This window comes from Nucisporomicrobium flavum (assembly GCF_016464385.1).
GTDB classification, from domain to species: Bacteria; Actinomycetota; Actinomycetes; order Mycobacteriales; family Micromonosporaceae; genus Actinoplanes; species Actinoplanes flavus_A.
Map to the genome: position 1 here is coordinate 122,537 of NZ_JADMLH010000004.1, position 19,889 is coordinate 142,425.

The 19,889-nt window shown below is 72.3% G+C and carries 18 protein-coding genes; 13 read left to right on the forward strand and 5 right to left on the reverse strand.

Features of this window, described 5'->3' with window-relative positions:
- The first annotated feature begins 30 nt into the window (after positions 1–30).
- From IT780_RS12185 to rocD, 8 genes are all read left to right on the forward strand, one after another.
- Positions 31–1,275: an ABC transporter ATP-binding protein gene (locus IT780_RS12185; RefSeq protein WP_199511607.1), complete on the forward strand. Its 1,245-nt coding sequence runs from the start codon at positions 31–33 to the stop codon at positions 1,273–1,275.
- Between the two features lie 53 nt (positions 1,276–1,328).
- The gene (locus tag IT780_RS12190) at positions 1,329–2,723 is read left to right on the forward strand and encodes a chitinase (protein WP_199511608.1); all 1,395 of its coding nucleotides are present in this window, start codon (positions 1,329–1,331) and stop codon (positions 2,721–2,723) included.
- A 125-nt stretch (positions 2,724–2,848) separates the two neighbouring features.
- Positions 2,849–3,700 carry a patatin-like phospholipase family protein gene (locus IT780_RS12195; protein WP_199511609.1) on the forward strand — a complete coding sequence of 284 codons (852 nt, stop codon included), beginning with the start codon at positions 2,849–2,851 and terminating at the stop codon, positions 3,698–3,700.
- Positions 3,700–4,761, forward strand: a complete 1,062-nt coding sequence (locus IT780_RS12200) for a 1-acyl-sn-glycerol-3-phosphate acyltransferase (RefSeq protein WP_199511610.1) — start codon at positions 3,700–3,702, stop codon at positions 4,759–4,761. Before IT780_RS12195 ends, IT780_RS12200 begins: the two co-directional genes overlap by 1 nt.
- Positions 4,762–4,966: 205 nt before the next feature.
- Complete coding sequence (locus IT780_RS12205; protein WP_199511611.1) at positions 4,967–5,575, forward strand: ATP-dependent Clp protease proteolytic subunit; 609 nt, start codon at positions 4,967–4,969, stop codon at positions 5,573–5,575.
- Between the two features lie 109 nt (positions 5,576–5,684).
- Complete coding sequence (locus IT780_RS12210; protein ID WP_199511612.1) at positions 5,685–6,545, forward strand: DUF4190 domain-containing protein; 861 nt, start codon at positions 5,685–5,687, stop codon at positions 6,543–6,545.
- A 561-nt stretch (positions 6,546–7,106) separates the two neighbouring features.
- Positions 7,107–7,910, forward strand: coding sequence for a dimethylargininase (gene ddaH / locus IT780_RS12215; RefSeq protein ID WP_199511613.1), 804 nt, complete (start codon positions 7,107–7,109; stop codon positions 7,908–7,910).
- An 11-nt stretch (positions 7,911–7,921) separates the two neighbouring features.
- Positions 7,922–9,115, forward strand: a complete 1,194-nt coding sequence (gene rocD / locus IT780_RS12220) for an ornithine--oxo-acid transaminase (protein ID WP_199511932.1) — start codon at positions 7,922–7,924, stop codon at positions 9,113–9,115.
- Between the two features lie 147 nt (positions 9,116–9,262).
- On the opposite strand, the gene IT780_RS12225 is transcribed toward rocD, so the two are convergent.
- Together IT780_RS12225 and IT780_RS12230 are read right to left on the reverse strand one after the other, a co-directional pair.
- Positions 9,263–10,408, reverse strand: a complete 1,146-nt coding sequence (locus tag IT780_RS12225; RefSeq protein ID WP_199511614.1) for an FHA domain-containing protein — start codon at positions 10,406–10,408, stop codon at positions 9,263–9,265.
- A gap of 270 nt (positions 10,409–10,678) precedes the next feature.
- The gene (locus IT780_RS12230; protein WP_199511615.1) at positions 10,679–10,972 is read right to left on the reverse strand and encodes a 4a-hydroxytetrahydrobiopterin dehydratase; all 294 of its coding nucleotides are present in this window, start codon (positions 10,970–10,972) and stop codon (positions 10,679–10,681) included.
- Positions 10,973–11,085: 113 nt separating this feature from the next.
- On the opposite strand from IT780_RS12230, the gene IT780_RS12235 reads away from it, so the two are divergent.
- The 3 genes from IT780_RS12235 to IT780_RS12245 all read left to right on the forward strand — a co-directional run bounded on the left by IT780_RS12235 (position 11,086) and on the right by IT780_RS12245 (position 14,304).
- Positions 11,086–11,883, forward strand: coding sequence for an SCO4651 family lipoprotein (locus IT780_RS12235; RefSeq protein ID WP_199511616.1), 798 nt, complete (start codon positions 11,086–11,088; stop codon positions 11,881–11,883).
- A gap of 691 nt (positions 11,884–12,574) precedes the next feature.
- Positions 12,575–13,384, forward strand: coding sequence for a LolA-like protein (locus IT780_RS12240; protein ID WP_199511617.1), 810 nt, complete (start codon positions 12,575–12,577; stop codon positions 13,382–13,384).
- A 107-nt stretch (positions 13,385–13,491) separates the two neighbouring features.
- Positions 13,492–14,304: an Fpg/Nei family DNA glycosylase gene (locus IT780_RS12245; RefSeq protein WP_199511618.1), complete on the forward strand. Its 813-nt coding sequence runs from the start codon at positions 13,492–13,494 to the stop codon at positions 14,302–14,304.
- A 28-nt stretch (positions 14,305–14,332) separates the two neighbouring features.
- On the opposite strand, the gene IT780_RS42635 is transcribed toward IT780_RS12245, so the two are convergent.
- The 3 genes from IT780_RS42635 to IT780_RS12260 form a co-directional block, all read right to left on the reverse strand.
- Positions 14,333–15,886, reverse strand: coding sequence for a polysaccharide deacetylase family protein (locus IT780_RS42635; RefSeq protein WP_267910003.1), 1,554 nt, complete (start codon positions 15,884–15,886; stop codon positions 14,333–14,335).
- A gap of 162 nt (positions 15,887–16,048) precedes the next feature.
- Entirely contained in the window at positions 16,049–17,428 is a 1,380-nt protein-coding gene (locus IT780_RS12255; protein WP_199511619.1) for an FAD-dependent oxidoreductase, read from the reverse strand.
- The gene (locus tag IT780_RS12260) at positions 17,425–18,753 is read right to left on the reverse strand and encodes a carboxylate-amine ligase (protein WP_199511620.1); all 1,329 of its coding nucleotides are present in this window, start codon (positions 18,751–18,753) and stop codon (positions 17,425–17,427) included. Before IT780_RS12260 ends, IT780_RS12255 begins: the two co-directional genes overlap by 4 nt.
- Positions 18,754–18,820: 67 nt before the next feature.
- Between IT780_RS12260 and IT780_RS12265 the strand changes: the two genes are divergently transcribed.
- Together IT780_RS12265 and yidC are read left to right on the forward strand one after the other, a co-directional pair.
- The gene (locus IT780_RS12265; RefSeq protein ID WP_199511621.1) at positions 18,821–19,096 is read left to right on the forward strand and encodes a DUF6412 domain-containing protein; all 276 of its coding nucleotides are present in this window, start codon (positions 18,821–18,823) and stop codon (positions 19,094–19,096) included.
- Between the two features lie 54 nt (positions 19,097–19,150).
- Entirely contained in the window at positions 19,151–19,798 is a 648-nt protein-coding gene (gene yidC, locus IT780_RS12270; RefSeq protein ID WP_199511622.1) for a membrane protein insertase YidC, read from the forward strand.
- Positions 19,799–19,889 lie beyond the last annotated feature (91 nt).

Genomic DNA, 19,889 nt, shown 5'->3' on the forward strand with positions numbered 1-19,889 from the left:
TCGGTGGCCGTCGACCCTCACCATGAGGGGATGGTGGCTATCGCGGCGCGCGGGCTCACGAAGGTGTTCGACGACGGAGCGGTGGCCGTCGACGACGTCTGCCTCGAGGTGGGCTCCGGCGAGTTCCTGGTGGTGCTCGGCCCGACCGGGTGCGGCAAGTCCACACTGCTGCGGCTGCTCGCCGGCATCGAGGAGCCCACGGCCGGGACGGTGCTCTACGACGGCGTACCGGTCCGGGAGGCCGAGCCGGCGGAGCGCGACATCGCGATGATCTTCCAGTCGTACGCGCTCTACCCGCATCTCACCGTCGCGCAGAACATCGGCTTCCCGCTGCACGTGCTGCCCCTGCCGGCGGGGGAGGTGGCGGCCCGGGTGGCGGAGATCGCCCGGCACGTCGGCGTCGACGACCTGCTCAGCCGCTATCCGCAGCACCTGTCGGGCGGGCAGCGGCAGCGGGTCGCCATGGCACGGGCCCTGATCCGGCGCCCGGCGGTCTTCCTGCTGGACGAGCCGCTGTCGAACGTGGACGCGGGCGCGCGGGCGGCGCTGCGCGGGGAGATCGCTGCTCTCGTGCGCAGGCTGGGCGTCACCACGGTCTACGTGACGCACGACCAGATCGAGGCGATGAGCATGGCGGACCGGATCGCGGTGCTGCGCCGGGGCGTGCTGCAACAGGTCGGGCCGCCGCCTGAGGTGTACGCGGACCCTGACACCGTCTTCGTCGCGGCTTTCCTCGGCACGCCCCGTACCAGCCTGCTCGAGGCCGTGGTGTCGGTGCCGGACGGGCGCGTGCTGCTCGACCTCGGGTCGCAGGTGCTCGAGTTGCCGGCGGGTGACGCCCGTACGGAGGCCCTCGCCCGCCACGACACCGCCCGGGTGACCGTCGCGCTGCGCGCGTTGTCGCCGGACAAGAAGGGGCCGTTGGAGCTGCGCGGCACCGTACGCGCCGTCGAGAACCTGGGCCACGAGCTGCTGGTCCACCTCGACGTGGGGGGAGTGCCGACGCCCGCGGCCACCGCGCGGCTGGAGACGTCGTCGCCGTTGCCCCGCCCCCGCACCGGGCCGCCGGCCGACCGGTCGCCGTACGGGCTGCAGCCCGCGTACGAGTCGCTCGAGCCGCCGCCGATGGGCGAGGTCATGATCCGCATGGCGACGCCGGCGCGCGCGGAGGTCGGCACCGAGCTCGCCGTCGGGGTGAGTTGGGACGATCTGCTGGTGTTCGACCGGACCGGCCGCCGCATCCGGCCGGACGAGGCCCTGGACAGGATCAGTTAACAGTCCTAATAATTGGCCAACTGTCGATATACCGACGTTGGAGGCCATCCCCCATGCGCCGATCCCTGCTCCTCGCCGTCACCGCCGTGCTGGCGGCGTCCGGCTCCGCCGTCTACATAGCCTCGTCCGCCGATGCCGCCGTCGCTTGCGCGGCTGCTTGGAGCCCGTCCGCGGTCTACACCAAGGACATGACCGCCTCCCAGGCCGGTCACAACTACACCGCGAAGTGGTGGACCCAGAACGAGAGCCCGTCGACCCACAGCGGTCAGTGGGACGTCTGGGCCGACAACGGCGCCTGCGGTGGAACGACGCCGCCGACCTCCCCTCCGACGACGCCTCCCACGACCCCGCCGACCACTCCGCCCACCACTCCGCCCACCACGCCTCCCACGACCCCGCCCACCCAGCCTCCGGTGGGTGGGCTGCCCAAGCACGCGCTGATCGGCTACCTGCACGCGAGCTTCGCCAACGGCTCCGGCTACCTGCGGATGGCCGACGTACCGGCCGACTGGGACATCATCAACCTGGCCTTCGGTGAGCCCACGTCGGCGACCTCCGGCGACATCCGCTTCATGCTCTGCCCCGCCACCGAATGCCCCGGCGTGGAGAGCGAGGCCGACTTCATCAACGCCATCAAGGCGAAGCGCGCGGCCGGCAAGAAGGTGCTGCTCTCCATCGGCGGCGCCAACGGTCAGGTGCAGCTCACCACCACGGCCGCCCGCGACAAGTTCGTCAGCTCGGTCAGCGCGATCATCGACAGGTACGGCCTCGACGGCGTCGACGTCGACTTCGAGGGCCACTCGCTGTCGCTCAACACCGGCGACACCGACTTCAAGAACCCGACCACCCCGGTGATCGTCAACCTCATCGCGGCGCTCAGGTCGCTGAAGGCCCGGTACGGCGCCGGCTTCGTCCTGACCATGGCGCCGGAGACGTTCTTCGTACAGCTCGGCTACCAGTACTACGGATCCGGGCCGTGGGGTGGGCAGGACCCGCGCGCGGGCTCGTACCTGCCGGTCATCTACGCCATGCGCAACGACCTGACCGTGCTGCACGTCCAGGACTACAACAGCGGCTCGATCATGGGCCTCGACAACCAGTACCACAGCATGGGCGGCGCCGATTTCCACATCGCCATGACCGACATGCTGCTCGCCGGCTTCCCGGTCGCGGGCAACACGGCGAACATGTTCCCCGCGCTGCGTGAAGACCAGATCGCCTTCGGCGCGCCGTCGTCGGTGAGTGCCGGCAACGGGTACGTGGCCCCGGCCGGCGTGCAGCAGGCGGTCACCTGCCTGGTCAAGGGCAGCAACTGCGGCGGGTACACCGTCCGCAGCGGCACCAACCCGAATTTCCGCGGGCTGATGACCTGGTCGATCAACTGGGACAAGTTCTACTCGTGGGAGTTCAAGAACGCGCACGAGCCGTTCCTCAACGGCCTCGGCTGATCCTCTGGCAACCGGCGCCGCCCGCCCGGGCGGCGCCGGTTGCCGCATTCCGTCGCCGGGCGCAAGATCATTGCAGCGCTGTGGACAACGGGTCCGGGGCCCGGCGGACGTGGAACGATGAGGTCATGGTGGAGAGTCCGGTCGCGTTCGTGCTCGGCGGGGGAGGCGTGCTCGGCGCCGTCCAGGTCGGCATGCTGCGCGCACTCTTCCGCGCGGGCTACCGTCCCGACGTCGTCGTCGGCACGTCGATCGGCGCCGTCAACGGCGCCCTGGTCGCGGCCGACCCCACCGAGGCCGTCACCGACCGGCTGGTCCGGCTGTGGTCGTCCCCCGAGGCCGCCGAGGTGTACGGCGACTCCATCGCCCGCCAGGTCCGCCGGTTCGCGGCCCGCACCCACCTGCACTCGCCGCTCCCGCTGCGCCGCCTGCTCACCGCCGAGCTGGGCGAGCAGTCGAGCTTCGCCGACCTGAAGATCCCGTTCCGCTGCTGCGCCGCGAGCATCGAGCGCGCCGCCGAGCACTGGTTCGACACCGGTCCGCTTGTCGAAGCGGTGCTCGCGTCCGCGTCGGTGCCCGGGCTGCTGCCGCCGATGGAGATCGCCGGGGAGCACTTCGTCGACGGCGGCATCGTCAACTCGATCCCCATCGGCGAGGCCGTCCGGGTGGGCGCGAAACGGATCTTCGTGCTCCAGGTGGGGCGCATCGAGCGGCCGCTGGCCGTACCGCGCCGGCCGTGGGAGGTGGCGCAGGTGGCGTTCGAGATCGCCCGGCGGCACCGCTTCGCCCGGGAGCTTGCGTCGCTGCCCGACGATGTCCAGGTGCACGTTCTTCCGACCGGCGGTGGCGAGAACCGCGACGACCAGCCCTGGGCATACCGGGACATGGCCGCCGCCGGGCGCCGCATCAGCCGGGCCTACACCGCGTCCCGCCGCTACCTGCAGTCTCTCGTTCCGCCGGCGCCGGACGACGGCGCCTGATGCTTCCGCCGCCCTGGGTCCGTCGGCTGGTCATCGCGCCGGCCGTGGTCGTGCTGGCGCTCGTGCTGCTCACGACGCTTCCGGTCTGGCTGCTCGTGGCGCTTGCCGCGTCGCCCCTGGTCCCGGGCCACCTGCGGGTGCCGCGCCTGGTGTTCCTGGCGATCGTGTACATCGTCTGGGACGCCGCCGCCCTCGTCTGCCTCGCCGCGCTGTGGGTCGCCTCCGGGTTCGGGTGGAAGATCCGCAGCCCCGCGTTCCAGCGCGCCCACTACGTGCTCACCGGGCGCTTCCTCGCCGCCCTGTTCTGGGTGGCGGAGTGGTCGCTGCACCTGAGCCTGGACGTCGTCGGGACCGACCCGGACACCGGCATGCCCGGCCGCCCCGAGATCGTCGTCAGCCGGCACGCCGGCCCCGGCGACTCGTTCGTGCTGATCCACTCGCTGGTCAACTGGTTCGACCGGGAGCCGCGCATCGTGCTCAAGGCGACCCTGCAGTGGGACCCGGCCGTCGACATCCTGCTCAACCGCCTGCCCAACCGGTTCATCACGCCGGGCCGCCCCGGGGTGCCCGACCTGGAGAAACACGTCGGCGCGCTGGCGAGCGGCCTCGACGACAACGACGCGTTCGTCATCTTCCCCGAAGGTGGCAACTTCACCCCGCACCGCCGGCTGCGGGCGATCGCACGGCTGCGGGCCAGAGGGCTCGAGGAGATGGCCGTACGGGCGGAAGGCCTGCGCAACGTCCTCCCGCCGAAACCGGGCGGGCTGCTCTCCGCGATCGACGCCGCCCCGGACTCCGGGGTCATCTTCGTGGCCCACACCGGCCTCGACAAGCTCGTCACCGTCGCGGACATCTGGCGCGAGCTGCCGATGGACAAGCAGCTGATCATGCGCTTCTGGAGCGTCCCGCCGGAGGAGGTCCCGGCCGGCGAGGAGGAACGCATCCGCTGGCTGTACGACTGGTGGGCCCGCATCGACGCCTGGATCGAGGAGAACCGGCCCCAGCCCCGCCCGCTCGGCACCGACTGGTCGGCGCGGCGCACGTCCGTACGCTCCGGCTGAACCGCAGCCGGCTGCGACCGCCGTGCCGGGTGTGGCGCTTCCACCGCCGTCGGCGGACCGCACGGCGCCGGTCGCGCGTGCCGGGGCAGGCCGGCTTTCGCCCTGAGGAGAATCGCTGGGCGTGGCGCTCGTTACCGGGGAAGGTAGGAGAGTCCGATGCCGGGTGGGTGCTCACCGCGTCCGGCAGGTGCGAGAGGGTGGGTCCATGAGTGTTGACGATGTGGTGATGCGGTCGGGTGGCGCATCCTTTGACGACCAGGTCTTCGAGCGGCTGCTCCGGGAGCGCATCATCTTCCTCGGCAGCGAGGTCAACGACGAGGTGACCAACCGCATCTGCGCGCAGATGCTGCTGCTGGCCTCGGCCGACAGCGAGAAGGACATCGCCCTGTACATCAACTCGCCCGGTGGTTCCATCAGCGCCGGCCTGGCCGTGTACGACACGATGCAGTACATCAAGAACGACGTGGCCACGATCGCCATGGGCATGGCCGCCTCGATGGGGCAGTTCCTGCTCTGCGCGGGCACCCGGGGCAAGCGTTACGCCCTGCCGCACGCGCGGGTGATGATGCACCAGCTCTCCGGCGGCATCGGCGGCACCGCGGCCGACATCGCCATCCAGGCCGAGAGCATGTTGCACATCAAGAAGACGATGAACGAGCGGATCGCCTTCCACACCGGGCACACCCCGGAGGAGATCGAGGCCGACTCGGACCGCGACCGCTGGTTCACGGCGCAGGAGGCCAAGGACTACGGCATCGTCGACCACGTGATCTCCAAGGCGGCCGACGTCTCGGCGACGTCCGCGCTGGTCTGACCCACCTTCACGAACGGGCGTACGGGCCTTCCGTACGCCCGTTTGTGTTCGCCGGCGGCCATCGGGGTATAGCGATGTCATCCCCGAAGGTTCGAAGGAGGTGGCTGACGTGAGACTCCCGTCTTTCTCCCGGCAGTCCGACACCACCGCGGAGACCGCGGACAGAGCGCCCGTTTCCACCCGTACCGACGCCTCCCCGCAGGCCGGAGCGGTCCAGGCCGACCGCGCCGCCACGACGTCGGACCGAGCCGCGGACCTCGCGGCCTCCGACCGTGCCGCGGCCAATCGCGCCGCAGCCGACCGTGCTGCTGCTTCGGACCGTGCCCCGGCCGATCGTGCCGCTGCCTCGGACCGTGCTGTGGCGTCGGACCGTGCTGCGGCTTCCCGCGCCGGCGAGCGCGAGGTCCGGCAGGACGCCGTCCACGCCGACGCGCGGCGGGCTGAGGAGCCGCGGGCCGGCGAGCACCGCACCGGCCACCTGCGGTCCGACGACCGCGCCGCCCCCATGGCGAAGGTCGACGACCGGGACCCGGACCGCACCGAGCGTTTCGACACGGTGCCCGCCGACCGCACCCCGGCCGGACGGGGCAGCGCGAGCGTTGCGGCGAGCCGTGAGGCCGACCGTACGCCCGTACCCGCCGGACCCAAGCCCCGCGCGAGCCTGCTCGCCACGCTCGGCCTGATCACCGGTGTGGCCGGCGCCCTGCTGGTGCTCTCCGGGCCGCTGATGGGCTACGGCATCGGCGTGGCCGCGCTGTCGCTGATCCTGTCCGTCGCGGGCCTGCGCGCCACCAAGAAGCGTCACGTGGCCGGCAAGACCGACGCGCTGATCGGCCTCGTGCTGGCGCTCGCGGCGATCGTCGTGGGCGTGCTGGCGCTGACCGGCTCGCTCTCCTGGCTGGGCACCGACATGCAGCCCGTCACCAGCGTCCGAGAGTGGCTTGACGCACAGTTTATCGACCGCTTCTGACGGGTACCTGACATTCACCGGAGGCGATGCGCTGACGGTGACCCCCTCGGAACCGGGACGGCCATGAGCCTTCCCGCCCCGGAAACATCCGGCGGTGCGCCGGAAAGCGCGGTCGAGACCGATCGGCGATAACCGTCGACAGACTCGGATGGAGCCGCATTCGTTGTGCGGGGGCGGCGGTTCGCCGCCCCCGACGCACGTCCGAACCTGGTCCCCGCCTCATCCGCGGCGTTACCGCGGCCTCGCTGTCGCCCGACACGTGGCCCCGGCCCGCGGCCCGCGCCTAGCCCGCCACCCGCGGCCCGGCCCGGCCCGGCTTGCCGCCCGCTGCCTGCCGCCCGGCCCGCCGCCCGCGGACCGCGCCCGGTACCTGTCCCGCGGCCCGCCGGCCCCGAGATCTCCGGCCGCCGCTCGCAGCCCGCCGGCCCGCCTCCCCACCCGCCCCGCCGGAAACCTCGAGCAACGAATCGTCGCGCCGAGCGCGGATCACGCAACGAATCGACGCCGTGCGCAACACTGTTCCGGGGCGTACGCAGGCACTTCCCGCATAGCGTTTCCGTCATGACGACCGCCGCCCCGCGCCGCTACCTGATGTGCCGGCCGACCCATTTCGCCGTCACGTACCGGATCAATCCGTGGATGGACCCGACGGCGCCGTACGACAATGCCCTGGCCGTCAGCCAGTGGGAGACCCTGCGCCGGACGTTCCTCGGCCTCGGCCACACCGTCGAGCTGATCGAGCCGCTGCCCGGCCTGCCCGACATGGTCTTCGCCGCGAACGGCGCGACCGTGGTCGACGGCAAGGTGCTCGCCGTGCAGTTCCGGGACGCCGAGCGCGCCGATGAGGCGCCCGCGTACAAGGCGTGGTTCGAGAATGCCGGCTTCCCGGTCTTCGATTCGAAGCACACGAACGAGGGCGAGGGCGACATCCTGCTCGCCGGTGACGTGCTGCTCGCCGGTACGGGTTTCCGCACCGCCCACGCCGCGCACGCCCAGACGCAGGAGGTGTTCGGCCGCCCGGTGATCAGCCTGCAGCTGGTGGACCCGGCGTACTACCACCTGGACACCGCGCTGTGCGTGCTCGACGAGCGGAACATCGCGTACCTGCCGTCGGCGTTCTCGCCCGGCTCGCAGGAGGTGCTCCGCCGCCTGTTCCCGGACGCCGTCCTCGCCACGCCGGCCGACGCCGAGGTCCTGGGCCTCAACGCGGTCAGCGACGGCCGTACCGTTGTCCTGCCGGTGCAGGCCACCGAGCTGACGGCGGCCCTGCAGGCCGCCGGTTACGAAACTGTCGGGGTCGACGTGAGCGAGCTGCGCAAGGCCGGCGGCGGCCCGAAGTGCTGCACCCTGGAGGTTCGCTCGTGACTGACCTGGACATGCGTACGCCCGGAGCGCTCGCCGACGCCGAGCGCTGGACGGCGCACAACTACCACCCCCTGCCCGTGGTCATCTCGGACGCCGAGGGTGCCTGGGTGACCGACGTCGACGGCCGCCGCTACCTGGACTTTCTCGCCGGGTACTCGGCGCTGAACTTCGGCCACCGGCACCCCGGCCTGATCGCCGCCGCGCATGCTCAGCTCGACCGGCTCACGCTGACCAGCCGGGCGTTCGTGCACGACCAGTTCGCCACGTTCTGCCGCGGGCTCGCCGAGCTGTGCGGCAAGGGCCTGGTGCTGCCGATGAACACCGGCGCGGAGGCCGTCGAGACCGGCATCAAGGTGGCCCGCAAGTGGGGCTACCGGGTCAAGGGCGTGCCGGACGGGCAGGCCGAGATCATCGTCGCGGCCGACAACTTCCACGGCCGGACCACGACGATCATCAGCTTCTCGACGGATCCGGACGCGCGCGACGACTTCGGGCCGTACACCCCGGGCTTCACGATCGTCCCGTACGGGGATCTGGAAGCGCTCGCCGGCGCGATCACGCCGAACACCGTCGCGGTGCTCCTCGAGCCCATCCAGGGCGAGGCCGGCGTGCTGGTGCCGCCGGCGGGCTACTTCGCGGGCGTACGGGAGCTGTGCACCGACAACAACGTGCTGTTCCTCGCCGACGAGATCCAGTCCGGGCTCGGGCGTACGGGCAGGACGTTCGCGATCGAGCATGAGGGCGTCGTCCCTGACATGTACCTGCTCGGCAAGGCGCTGGGCGGGGGCATCGTGCCCGTGTCCGCGGTCGCCGCGAACCGGGACGTGCTCGGGGTGCTCCGGCCCGGCGAGCACGGCTCCACCTTCGGCGGCAACCCGCTGGCCTGCGCCGTCGGTGCCGAGGTGGTCCGGCTGCTCGCGACCGGCGAGTTCCAGCAGCGCTCGGCCGAGCTCGGCGCGCGGCTGCACGAGGGGCTGAACGCGCTGATCGGGCACGGTGTGGTCGCCGTACGCGGGCGCGGTCTGTGGGCCGGCGTCGACATCGACCCGGCGCTGATGAGCGGCCGGCAGGCCGTGGAACGCCTCGCGGAGCGCGGCGTGCTCGCCAAGGACACGCACGGCTCGACGATCCGCCTCGCCCCGCCGCTGGTGGTCACGGCCGAGGAGATCGACCACGCCGTGGCCCAGCTGGCCGCGATTCTCTGACCGGCCCCCGGCCGTCCTGCGCGACGGCCGGGTCTCATCGCACCCATCGGGCGTTCCGTAGGGGCCCGGCCGTCTTGCTCAGAGGCGGCCGGTACGGTCGCCGCCCGGCCGTCCGCCGCCTCCGCCAGGGCGGCGGCGGCCGCGGTTCTACCGCTCGAACTTGCGGATCGCCATGGTCGGCGCCTCGGCCATCACCGAGTGCGGCTGGCTGACCCCGCCGGACGCCCACAGCTTGGCGCGGCCCACGTGCACGTTCGCGTACAGCTCGACCATGTCGTCCGGGCCCAGCGTGCGGATCTCGTCGCGGTTCAGCGTGACCCGCTGGTCGTCGTCGAACGAGCCGTTCGGGCGGATGCCGGTGCCGTTGGTGCTCACGTCCTGCGCGCTCAGCTCGCCGCTGTGCAGGGCGAACCGGACGTGCCCGCGGCTGATCCACTTGCGGGCGTCGTCGGTGAGCCACTGCCCGAGCATGACGCCACCGTCGCCCTCCGGCGCCCGGCCCACCACGACCGGCTTCTCCGTGGAGACCACGAACCGCTGGCGGATGATGCCGTCGATGCGTACGGAAAGAACCTCGACGGCCGGGCGCGGACCCGCGTCGCGCAACCGGGTGCCGTGGCGCGGGCAGGTCGGCACACCGGCCCGCAGGGCGGGCGGCGGCTGCGAGACCGGGCTGGTCGTCTTCCGCATGTCGGCGAACGGGCTGTCCGGATCGCCACCCGAACCGTACGCGGTGCAGTTCTCCGGGCAGCCCCAGACGCGGGACAGCAGCTTCTGCCCGAGCGGCGAAGGCTCGGCCACGGCCGGCACCTCCCCGCGCCCGACCCGCGCGACCAGCACCGGACCGCCCGCGCCCGGTACGGCGGCGAGCAGGCGGCCGGGATCCTCCACCCACGGGCGGCGGTCACGGAAGCGCTCGGCCCGCGTACGCGTGAGCACCGGCAGGCCCAGCAGCTCCGCCACCTCGAGCACCCGGTCGTCCAGCTGCGGCACCACCTCGACCACGCCGTCGTCGGCCCAGCGGCGGACGACCATGCGCTCGTTGGAGGTGAGGTCGGCGTCGGAGAGCAGACCGCGCGGGACCACGGCGTACACCGGGACGTTCTCCTCGGCCACGTGCCGGCCGAGCGCGTCGATGACCAGGCCCAGCCGCAGCATGCTGGCGGGGCGCCCGCCGTCGAGGTCGGCGTACCGGACGATCTCGGAAAGATCGACGACCGCGCGGGCGAGAGCGGGGTCGGTGGTGAGACGGGCCTCGATGGCGTCGAGGACCTTGCTGACCTCGAATCTCACGTGACCTCCCGGTTCGTGGGCGTGCGCATGCCTTGGCCATCATGCCGTCTGCCGCCCGGCAGCGGCGAATCAGGGGCGCGGACAGTGTTGTGATCTACGCCGTTTCGCCGCGGGTGGGGGATTCGCGTGCCCCATGAGGGTGGTGCCGGCCGCTGCTTGACCGCGGCGGGGCGTGGCTGATCCGCTGGCGGGCGCGGCGGGTCCGTTGGTGGGCGCTGCTTGGCCGCGGTGGGCGTGGTTGGTCCGCTGCCGGCTGTGGCGGTGGGGGACTCAGGACGCGTCGGCGACGATGCGGTCGATGCGGTTGGCCAGGGCGATGTCGCGGGTCGTCACGCCGCCCGCCGAGTGGGTGCTGCAGCGGAACGTCAGCGTGCGCCAGCGGATGTCGATGTCCGGGTGGTGGTCCATCTGCTCGGCGACCTCGGCCACCCGGTCCACGACGGCTATCGCGACCGGGAAACTGCGCAGGCCCACCGTACGCACGATGGCGTCCGGCCCGCCCTCCCAGCCGTCCAGCACGGCCACGGCGCTGCGTACCGATTCCGCGTCCAGCAGGTCAGCCATGAGCCGAGCTTAGTGCCCGGCCGCAGCCCCCCGGCGGTCAGCCGGGGGCGGAAAATGTCGCACGCCTTCGCTACGGTGTGCCCCGACAAGAGCTCCGACGGGGAGGAAACGCAATGAGGAATCGACGGCTGGCGATCGCCGGCCTGGCGCTGATCGCCGGGCTCGGCCTGACCGGCTGCGGGCCGGACGACAGCACGTCGACCGGCGCCACCGGCTCCGGAGCGGCGGCAACGCAGGCGGCCGGCAAGCTGGACCCGGCGGCCGACCTGACCGCTGCGGTGAGCAAGCTCGGCGAGCAGAGCGTGAAGGTCGACATGGACATGGCCGGCGCGCTCAGCATGACCGGCGTGGCCGACCCCAAGGCGGGCACCGCCAGGATGAGCATGGACATGGGCGCGCTCGGCAAGGGCACGAAGATCGAGATGCGCAAGCTCGGCGACGACCTGTACATGAAGTTCGGCGGCCAGCTCGGCGAGATGCTCAAGGGTGGCACCAGCACGAAGCCCTGGATGCACATCGACGCGACCAAGCTCGGCGAGGGCAGCAACTTCGCCCTGCCGAAGGACGACCCGGCCGGCACCAAGGCCATGCTCCAGGCCGTGACCAGCGTCGAGCGCGTGGGCACCGACGGCTTCAAGGGCACCCTCGACCTGACCAAGTCGCCCCGCTTCAACAAGGGTGACCAGCTCAAGTCCCTGGGCGACAAGGCGACCAAGATCCCGTTCACGGCGAAGAAGGACAGCGAGGGCCGCCTGGTCGAGCTGACCCTCGACATGAGCGCGATCCAGCCCGGCACCGGCAAAATCAAGACGAAGTACTCGGACTTCGGCACCCCGGTGTCGGTGGAAGCCCCGCCGGCCTCGCAGGTGGGCGAGATGCCGAGCCAGCTCTCGGGCGTCCTCAACGCCTGACCCGACGGCTCGACACACGGGCTCCCGACCTCCGCTCGCGCGCGGATGGCTCGGCCTACGGGCTCCCGGCCGTCCGCCGCGCGCGGATGGCTGGGGGCCTGTGGTGCTTGAGCGCCGTGCGGCCGTGCTGCTCGGCCGTGGCCGGCGGGTTCGGCCGTGACCGGCGCGTTCGGCTGTGCCGTCGCTCGTGGCGACGCTGTTTCAGGGGTCGCTGCGTTCGAGGGTCGCCGCGTTCGGGGCCGCGTTCCCCTCGGGTGGCGCGATGCTCTTCGGCGGTTGCGATGCTCCGGGGCGGTCCCGCTGCGTTCGGGGCCGCCGAGCAGCTTCGGCAGTTCTTCCAGGGGCGTGCGAGCCGTCGGGGGCCCTGTCCTCCGGGGCCCGGGGCGCGGGGCGCTGAGCCTGAATGGCCGGGTGGGTCACTGATCCGCCCGGCCTCTCCCTTTTCTGCCGTTCGTCCTATGCCGACGCCCGTCCCGCCGTTTCGTTTTGCGGCGCATCGGGAAAACGGGGTGCACCGTCGCCGAGGGTGGCAACGGATACGCAGCGAAGCCGTCGCCGAGGGTGGCGCCGGCTGCGCACGGAAGCCGTCGCCGAGTGGCGTCGGCTGCGCACGGAAGCCGTCGCCGAGGGTGGTGACGGATGGGTAGGGAAGCCGTTGCCAGGGCGGCGACGGAGGGCAGGGAGGATCGACATGCGTACCGCTCGTATCGGTGGGCTGGGGCTCGCTTCTGTGGCCGCTGTTGCTCTGGCCGTGGGCGGATGCTCCGCCGACGGCGACGCGGATCCCGGTGCCGGCGGCCCGGCGAGCGGTGGGCCGAGCGCCTCCGCCAGCGTCGGTGCGGCCGATCCCGCCGCCGCTTCCGCGCTGGCCTCGGCCGCCGCGAAGCTGGGCACGGAGAGTTTCAAGGTGACCGTGACGTCCGGGCCGGGGCTGAAGATGAACGGTGCCATGGATGCGACCAAGGGCATCGGTACGGCCACGCTGACCGCGACCGGGCCGAACACCGAGATCGAAGTGAAGACGCTGCTCGTGGACAAGGACCTGTACGTGCAGGTCCCGGGCATCACGAAGGCCGGCACGTGGACGCACCTGGACGTCTCCCGGCTGCCGGAGGGCGCCAATGTCGGCCTGCGGCCCGGGCAGATCGACCCGGCGAACACGGCCCAGCTGCTCAGCTCGACCACGGACGTGCAGCAGGTGGACTCGCGTAGCTACAAGGGCACGCTGGACCTGACGAAGGCGGCCGGTGTCGCCGGCGTCGACCAGAAGATGGTCAGCACCTGGGGCGCGCAGGCGCAGAACGTGCCGTTCACCGCGGGCGTCGACGACCAGGGCCGGCTGTCCGCGCTGACGATCCAGCTTCCGGCCGTGAACGGTCAGCAGGCCCAGCCGCTCGAGGTGCTGTACACCGACTACGGCACGACGGTCGACGCGCAGCGCCCGCCGGCGAACCAGATCACCGAGGCGCCGGACAGCCTCTACAACAGCCTGGGCGGCTGAGCCCGCCCCCGATCGACCGACGCGAGGTCCCCGGCCCGATGTGGCCGGGGACCTTTTTGATCATGGCGGTGGGTGAGGCGGTGGGGGATCGGCTACCGTTGCGGACCGTGCCAGAGGGACACACCATTCATCGGCTTGCCGCGCGTCATCGGGAGCTCTTCGCCGGGCATGCCGTCGCCCTGTCTAGCCCGCAAGGCCGGTTCGCCGCCGGAGCCGCCCTTCTCACCGGGCGGACGCTGGCCGACACCGAGGCGTACGGCAAGCATCTGCTGCACCATTACGAGGGCGAGCGGAGCCTGCACATCCACCTCGGCCTCTACGGCAAGTTCGCGGACGGTGACGGGCCGGCCCCGGCGCCCGTCGGGCAGCTGCGGATGGTGATGGTCGGGGCCGGGCACTGGCTGGAACTGCGCGGGCCCACGGCGTGCGAGGTGCTCGACCCGGGCCAGGTGGCGGTGCTCCGGGCGCGGCTGGGCCAGGATCCGCTGCGTGACGATGCCGACCCGCTGGTGGCGTACGGCCGGATCCGCAGCAGCATGAAGCCGGTGTTCGCCCTCCTGCTGGACCAGACGGTGGTCGCCGGGTGTGGCTTGATCTACGCGAACGAGGTGCTGTTCCGCGCGGGTCTCGCCCCCACCACGCAGGGGCGCAGCATCTCCGCCACCTGCTGGGAGCAGATGTGGGACGACCTGCGGGCGCTGATGAAGGAAGGCGTCGCGCGCGGGCGGATCGACACCGTCCACACCGCACACACCCCCGAGGCGATGCAGCGGGCGCCGCGGGTGGACCGGCACGGCGGTGAGGTGTACGTGTACCGGCGTCCGGGGCAGCCGTGCCTGGTGTGCGGGACGCCGGTGCTGCGCGGGCCGCTGGCCGGACGCAACCTGTACTGGTGCCCGACCTGCCAGCCGGCGACCTGACCCGCGAGCGGGAGCCGATCGCCGGCGGCTACTGGTCGGTGGAGGCGGGTGCTGATTCCGCGGGTGCCGCCGGTGGGGCCGGTTGGGACGGGAGCCCCAGCGTGAAGTGCTCCGTCAGCCACGGGAGCAGTTTCCCGTACGCCGAGATCGTGTCCGGCTGGTTGAAGTCGTGGGACAGCACGATCGAGCCCGGCCGGACGTGGTCCTGTACGCCCTTGACGACCTTCTCCACGTGCGTCTTCTCGTCCTCCAGCTCCGGGTGGTCCCAGTCGCGGGGGTCGACCTCCCAGTAGAGGGACGTCATGCCGTCCGTGTACGCCGTCTCGACCAGGCGGTCGGTGAAGTTGCCGCCCGGCGCGCGGAAGAACGGAATCTCGGCGCCCGGCACCGCCGCGCGGATGGCCGCGTTGGTGCGGGCGAGGTCCTTCCGGATGGTCTCCGGCTTGTCCTTGCCGATGGTGAGGCTGTGGTTCCACGTGTGGTTGCACAGCGTGTGACCGGCCGCGGCGATCTTGCGGACGATGTCGGGGTGGCGGCGCACCTGGTCGCCGACGAGGCAGAACGTGGCCTTGACGCCGTACTGGTCGAGGAGCTCGAGGATCTTCGGGGTCTGGACCGGGTCGGGCCCGTCGTCGAAGGTGAGCGCGACCGTCTCGGTGCCCGTCGTGCGCAGCGATCTGGCCGGTCCGGTGCCTTCCGGCACGAGCACGGCCGGTGCGCTCGGTGCGGCGGCGCTCGGTGCGGTGGACGGCGTGTTCTTTCCGGCCGGCGGCTTGGGTGCGGTCGCAGGCTCGGAGGCGGCCGGGTCGCGCTGTTTCGCCGGTGCGGCCGGGGTGTCGCCGGGCTTCTTCGCCGGCGGCTTCGCGGCCGGGGCGGTCGTGGTGACGATCGCGTGGTCGGCCGCGTTGATCGGGTTGACGTCCGTGCCGCCGCCGCGCTGCATCGGGATGACGATCAGCATGAGGCCGACCGCGACCAGGGTGGCGAGCAGCGCCTGCTGGCGGTGCCGGCCGATGAGCAGCCACGACTCGATGGGCAGGGTGCCGGGGGCGCGGTGGGCGCCGGTGACCGGGGGCTTGCCGTTGTCGGCGCGGGCCCAGTCGCGGAGGGCGCCGGCCGCGTCGCGTACGGCGGGGAGCGGGCGCACGGTGATGGCCAGGGGATCGGCGGCGGCGTGCCGGCCCCGCGCCGCCCGGCCCGAAGCGGAGGACCCGGCAGTGGACCGGCCGCGAGCGGCGGTGGATCCGGAAGCGGACCGGCCGTGAGCCGCGGTGGATCCGGAAGCGGACCGGTTCCGCGAGGCGGAGCGGCCCTCGGAGCCGGAGCGGGAACGCGGGCTCAGGTCGAGGGTGGCGCGCCGGCCGCCGGCGATGCGTGGCGTCGCGGGTGGACGGAGCGTGGTGCTGTCGGCCAGGGACTCGGGGCGGCGGTGCCGGCCGAGGGCGGTCTCGCCCTCCAGGACGGTCACGTGCGGGAAGCCGCCGGTGCCGCCGGTGAGCGCGTCGAACCGGGCCCGCTCGGTCGTGGCTGAGTGGCGCGGGCCTGGTCGCGGTGCCGGACGATCGGGGGATTGCGGCGGCATCCGTCATGCCTACCGTGCAGCAAGATCAAAAACGATACCGTATTCGTGATCATCGAGTGGCCGAAAGTAATCACCGCAGGCAGCGCGATCGCGGCGGCTCAGCAAAAAAGGACGCGTCACCGCGAAAGACGCGTCACCCCCGGACTGCGGAGAGAAACCCGGTCAGCGAGAGGCATGCACCTGCTCGGTCGCCTTCCGCGCCGCGATCAGCACCGGATCCCACACCGGCGAGAACGGCGGCGCGTAGCTCAGGTCGAGCGCCGTCATCTCCTCGACCGTCATGCGGTTCCACACTGCGATCGCCAGCGCGTCGATGCGCTTGGCGGCTTCCTCGCGGCCGACGATCTGGCCGCCCAGGAGCATTCCCGTACGCCGCTCCGCGATCAGCTTGATCAGCATCGAGCTGGCGCCCGGGTAGTAGCCGGCCCGGCTCGTCGACTCGACCGAGGCGGTCACGACGTCGAAGCCCGCCGCCTTTGCCTCCCGGGAGCTCAGGCCGGTACGCGCCACCTCGAGGTCGCAGACCTTGGTCACGCCCGTACCGATGACTCCGGGGAAGGTCGCGTAGCCGCCGCCGATGTTGATGCCCGCCACCCGGCCCTGCTTGTTGGCGTGGGTGCCCAGCGGCACATGGACGGGCTGACCGCTGATCCGGTTGACGCTCTCCACGCAGTCCCCGGCCGCCCAGATCCCGTCGATGCGCCCGTGCGCCCCGGTGACCCGCATCTGCAGGTCGGTCCGCAGGCCGCCGGTCACCCCGAGCGGGATGCCGGACTCCTCCGCCATCGCCGTGTTCGGCCGTACGCCCAGACCGAGAACGACTATGTCCGCCGGGACCGTCCCGGCGGGGGTGACCACCGCGGAGATCCGGCCGTCCGCGGTTTCCAGGCCCTCCACGTGCGTTCCGGTGCGGACCTCGATGCCCAGCCCGCAGATCGCCTCGTGGATCCGTTCGCCCATGTCGGGGTCCATCGTGGACATCGGCTGCGGGGACTTCTCCAGCAGGGTGACGTCCAGGCCGCGCCGGACCATCGCCTCGGCCATCTCGACGCCGATGTAGCCGCCGCCGATCACCACCGCCCGGCGCGGCCGGGGTTCGCGGTCGAGCCAGGCGTGGATGGCCGTGCCGTCGTCGAGCGTCTGGACGCCGAAGACTCCCTCGGCGTCGATGCGGGCCCAGGGCGGGGTCACCGGCACGGCGCCGGCCGCGTACACCAGCTGGTCGAAGCCCTCGCGGCGCTCGCCGCCGCCGTCCAGGTCCCGCGCGACGACCTCGCGCCGGTCCAGGTCGATCGCCACGACCTCGTGCCGCAACCGTACGGTGATGCCCGCCTTCGCGAACGCAGCCGGTTCGCGGGCGATCAGGGCGTCCCGGTCGGTCACCGCCCCGCCGATCCAGTACGGGATCCCGCAGGCCGAGTACGACGTGAAGTGACCCCGTTCGAACGCGACGATCTCGAGCTCGTCCGGCCCCTTGAGCTTGCGCGCCTGCGACGCCGCCGACATCCCGGCCGCGTCCCCGCCGACGACGACAAGCTTCACGAAGCCTCCCGATCAGCCGGCGTCGAAGGGTCGGCCGGCGTCGAAGGGTCGGCCGGCGTCGAAGGGTCGGCCGGCGTCGAAGGGTCGGCCGGCGTGGAGGGGTCGAGCGGCGTGGAGGGGTCGAGCGGCGTCGCCGGGTCGATCTGGGCGCCCGGGCCGAGCGGGGCGCTCTTGGTGGTCAGGGCGAGCCAGTCGACCACGTCGGAGACCGTCGCCTGCCGGGCGAGCAGCGCGCGCTGCCGGGCCGCACCCGTGCCGTGCGAGCGCAGCCGGCCCATCAGCACGGTCGCGATCTCCAGGTCGCCGTGGCGTTCCAGCTCGGGGCGTACGTAGTCGAGGAGCTGGCGCATGAGCTTCCACGCCGGGCGCAGCTCGCGGGTGGCCATGTCGATGTTGACGCCCTCGAGCCCGTCGTGCGCGGCCCGCCAGTGTGCGGCCGTCAGCAGCGGGTACGGCAGCTGCGGCGCGTCCTTGCCGTCGTGGATGTCGCCGAGGATCGTGGCGACCAGGGCGCGGGCGAGCGCGGCCAGCAGCAGGGTGTCGTCGAGGGAGGGGCACACGTCGCCCATGCGGATCTCGACCGTGGGGTAGTTCGCCGACAGGCGGGCGTACCAGTAGAGCATTCCCTCGTCGAGCGCCGCGCCGCTCGCCTGCAGGTCCGAGATGATCTGGAGGTAGTGGTCGTGGGATTCCAGGTGCGGCGTGGGCTGGACCGTGGGCCAGCGTTCCCAGAGCATCGAGCGCCAGCTGGCGTACCCGGTGTCGCGGCCGGCGAACAGCGGCGAGTTCGCCGCGGCGGCCTGGAAGATGGGCAGCCACGGCCGCAGGTGGTTGAGGACCTGCACGCCGGTCTCCGGGTCGGGGATGCTGACGTGCACGTGCATGCCGTTGAGGCCGGAGCCGGGGGAGAGGTCGCCGAAGCGTTCCCGCATCCGGTGGTAGCGCGGCTTGTCCACGACCCGGCTGTGCGGCCCGACGGCCGGGGCGGCGCCGACCGCGACCAGGCGGGCGCCGGCGGCCTCCGCCGCGGTGGCGAGCCCGGACCGCAGCCGCCGCAGGGAGTCGTAGAGCTCGGAGAGCTGCAGCTGGGGCGGGCTCGCGGTCTCGATCTGACTGCGCATGTACTCGAGCTGCACCGACTCGCGCATGTCGTCGGGCAGGTGGTCGAGGACGTCGTCGACCGCTTCCACCGCCCGCGGCTCGACTGCGTCGACGAGCAGGTACTCCTCCTCGACGCCGAGGGTCAGAAGACCCTGCGCCTCTGCCTCCTCGGCGACCTCCTCGGAGATCGTGGTCGCCTGTGCCGCAGTGTCCGACGTCGCCATGCGCCGCTTGTACCCGCCGCGCTCTGCCCGAAAACGAATGTTGCGCTGCGGGCGTAGCGTGATGTCCGTGCTGCTGCTGGGTTTGTGGGCCGTCGTCGCCCTGCCGGGCGCGGGCACCCAGTCGTCGCATCTGGTGCTGGGCCTCGCGGCGGTCCTCGCCGGGCTCCTCGTGGCGCTCGTGGCTGCCGGGCTGGCTCCGCCCGCCCGGCCGCGCCCGGCCGGCGCCGTCGATGCGGCGGGCCGGGCCGGCGCCCGCCCGGCACCCCGCTTCCTGGATCCGGACGCAGCCGGGCGTCCGCGCCCTCGGGCACCCTCGGCGTACCCCGCGGCCGCGCTCGCGTAGCGCACGCACGGCCGCCTCCGCGTCCGATTTCCTTCAGACCGCAGGGGTACGCCCATGTCCGTTTTCGTCCATATCGCGCAATCCGCCCTCGGGGGCATCGCCGCCCTTCTGGCGCCGTCGGCCGGTGTCTTCACCGCCGCCCTCGCCGTCGTGCTGTTCACGATGGCGGTCCGCCTGCTGATCAGCCCGCTCAGCTGGCTGCAGGCCCGTTCCGGCCGCCGTGGCGCCGCGCTGGCGCCCGACCTCGCCGCGTTGCGGGAGAAGCACCGCGGTGACCCGGCCACGCTGGCGACCGAGACGCTCGCCCTGCAGCGTGCGCGCGGGGTGAGCCCGTACGCAGCACTGCTGCCCGCGCTCGCTCAGGCGCCGTTCTTCATGCTCATGTACCACGTGGTGCAGCCCGGGGCCGGAGCGCCGACCGGGGTCCTGGCCGGCCAGTTGTTCGGGGTCCCGCTGACCGCGCACCTGCTGAGCGGCCTGCCCGTCTTCGCCGTGCTGCTCGCCCTCACGGTCCTGCTGGCGTGGTGGTCGTCCCGGCGGGTACGGCGTTCCATGGCGCCGGACGCTCCGCTGCGCCGGGTGCTGGCGGGGGTGCCGTACCTGTCGGTGGCGGCGGTGGCGTGGCTGCCGCTCGCCGCCGGGCTCTACCTGGTGACGTCGACGGCGTGGACCGCGGCTGAGCAGCTGATCTTGCGCCGCTGATCTGCGGAAAGATCGAAAGTTCTTAATGTTGACAACTTTGTGAAACGCGCCCGACACTTTTCTGAGAGCGCTCTCTCGTCCCCACGACAGC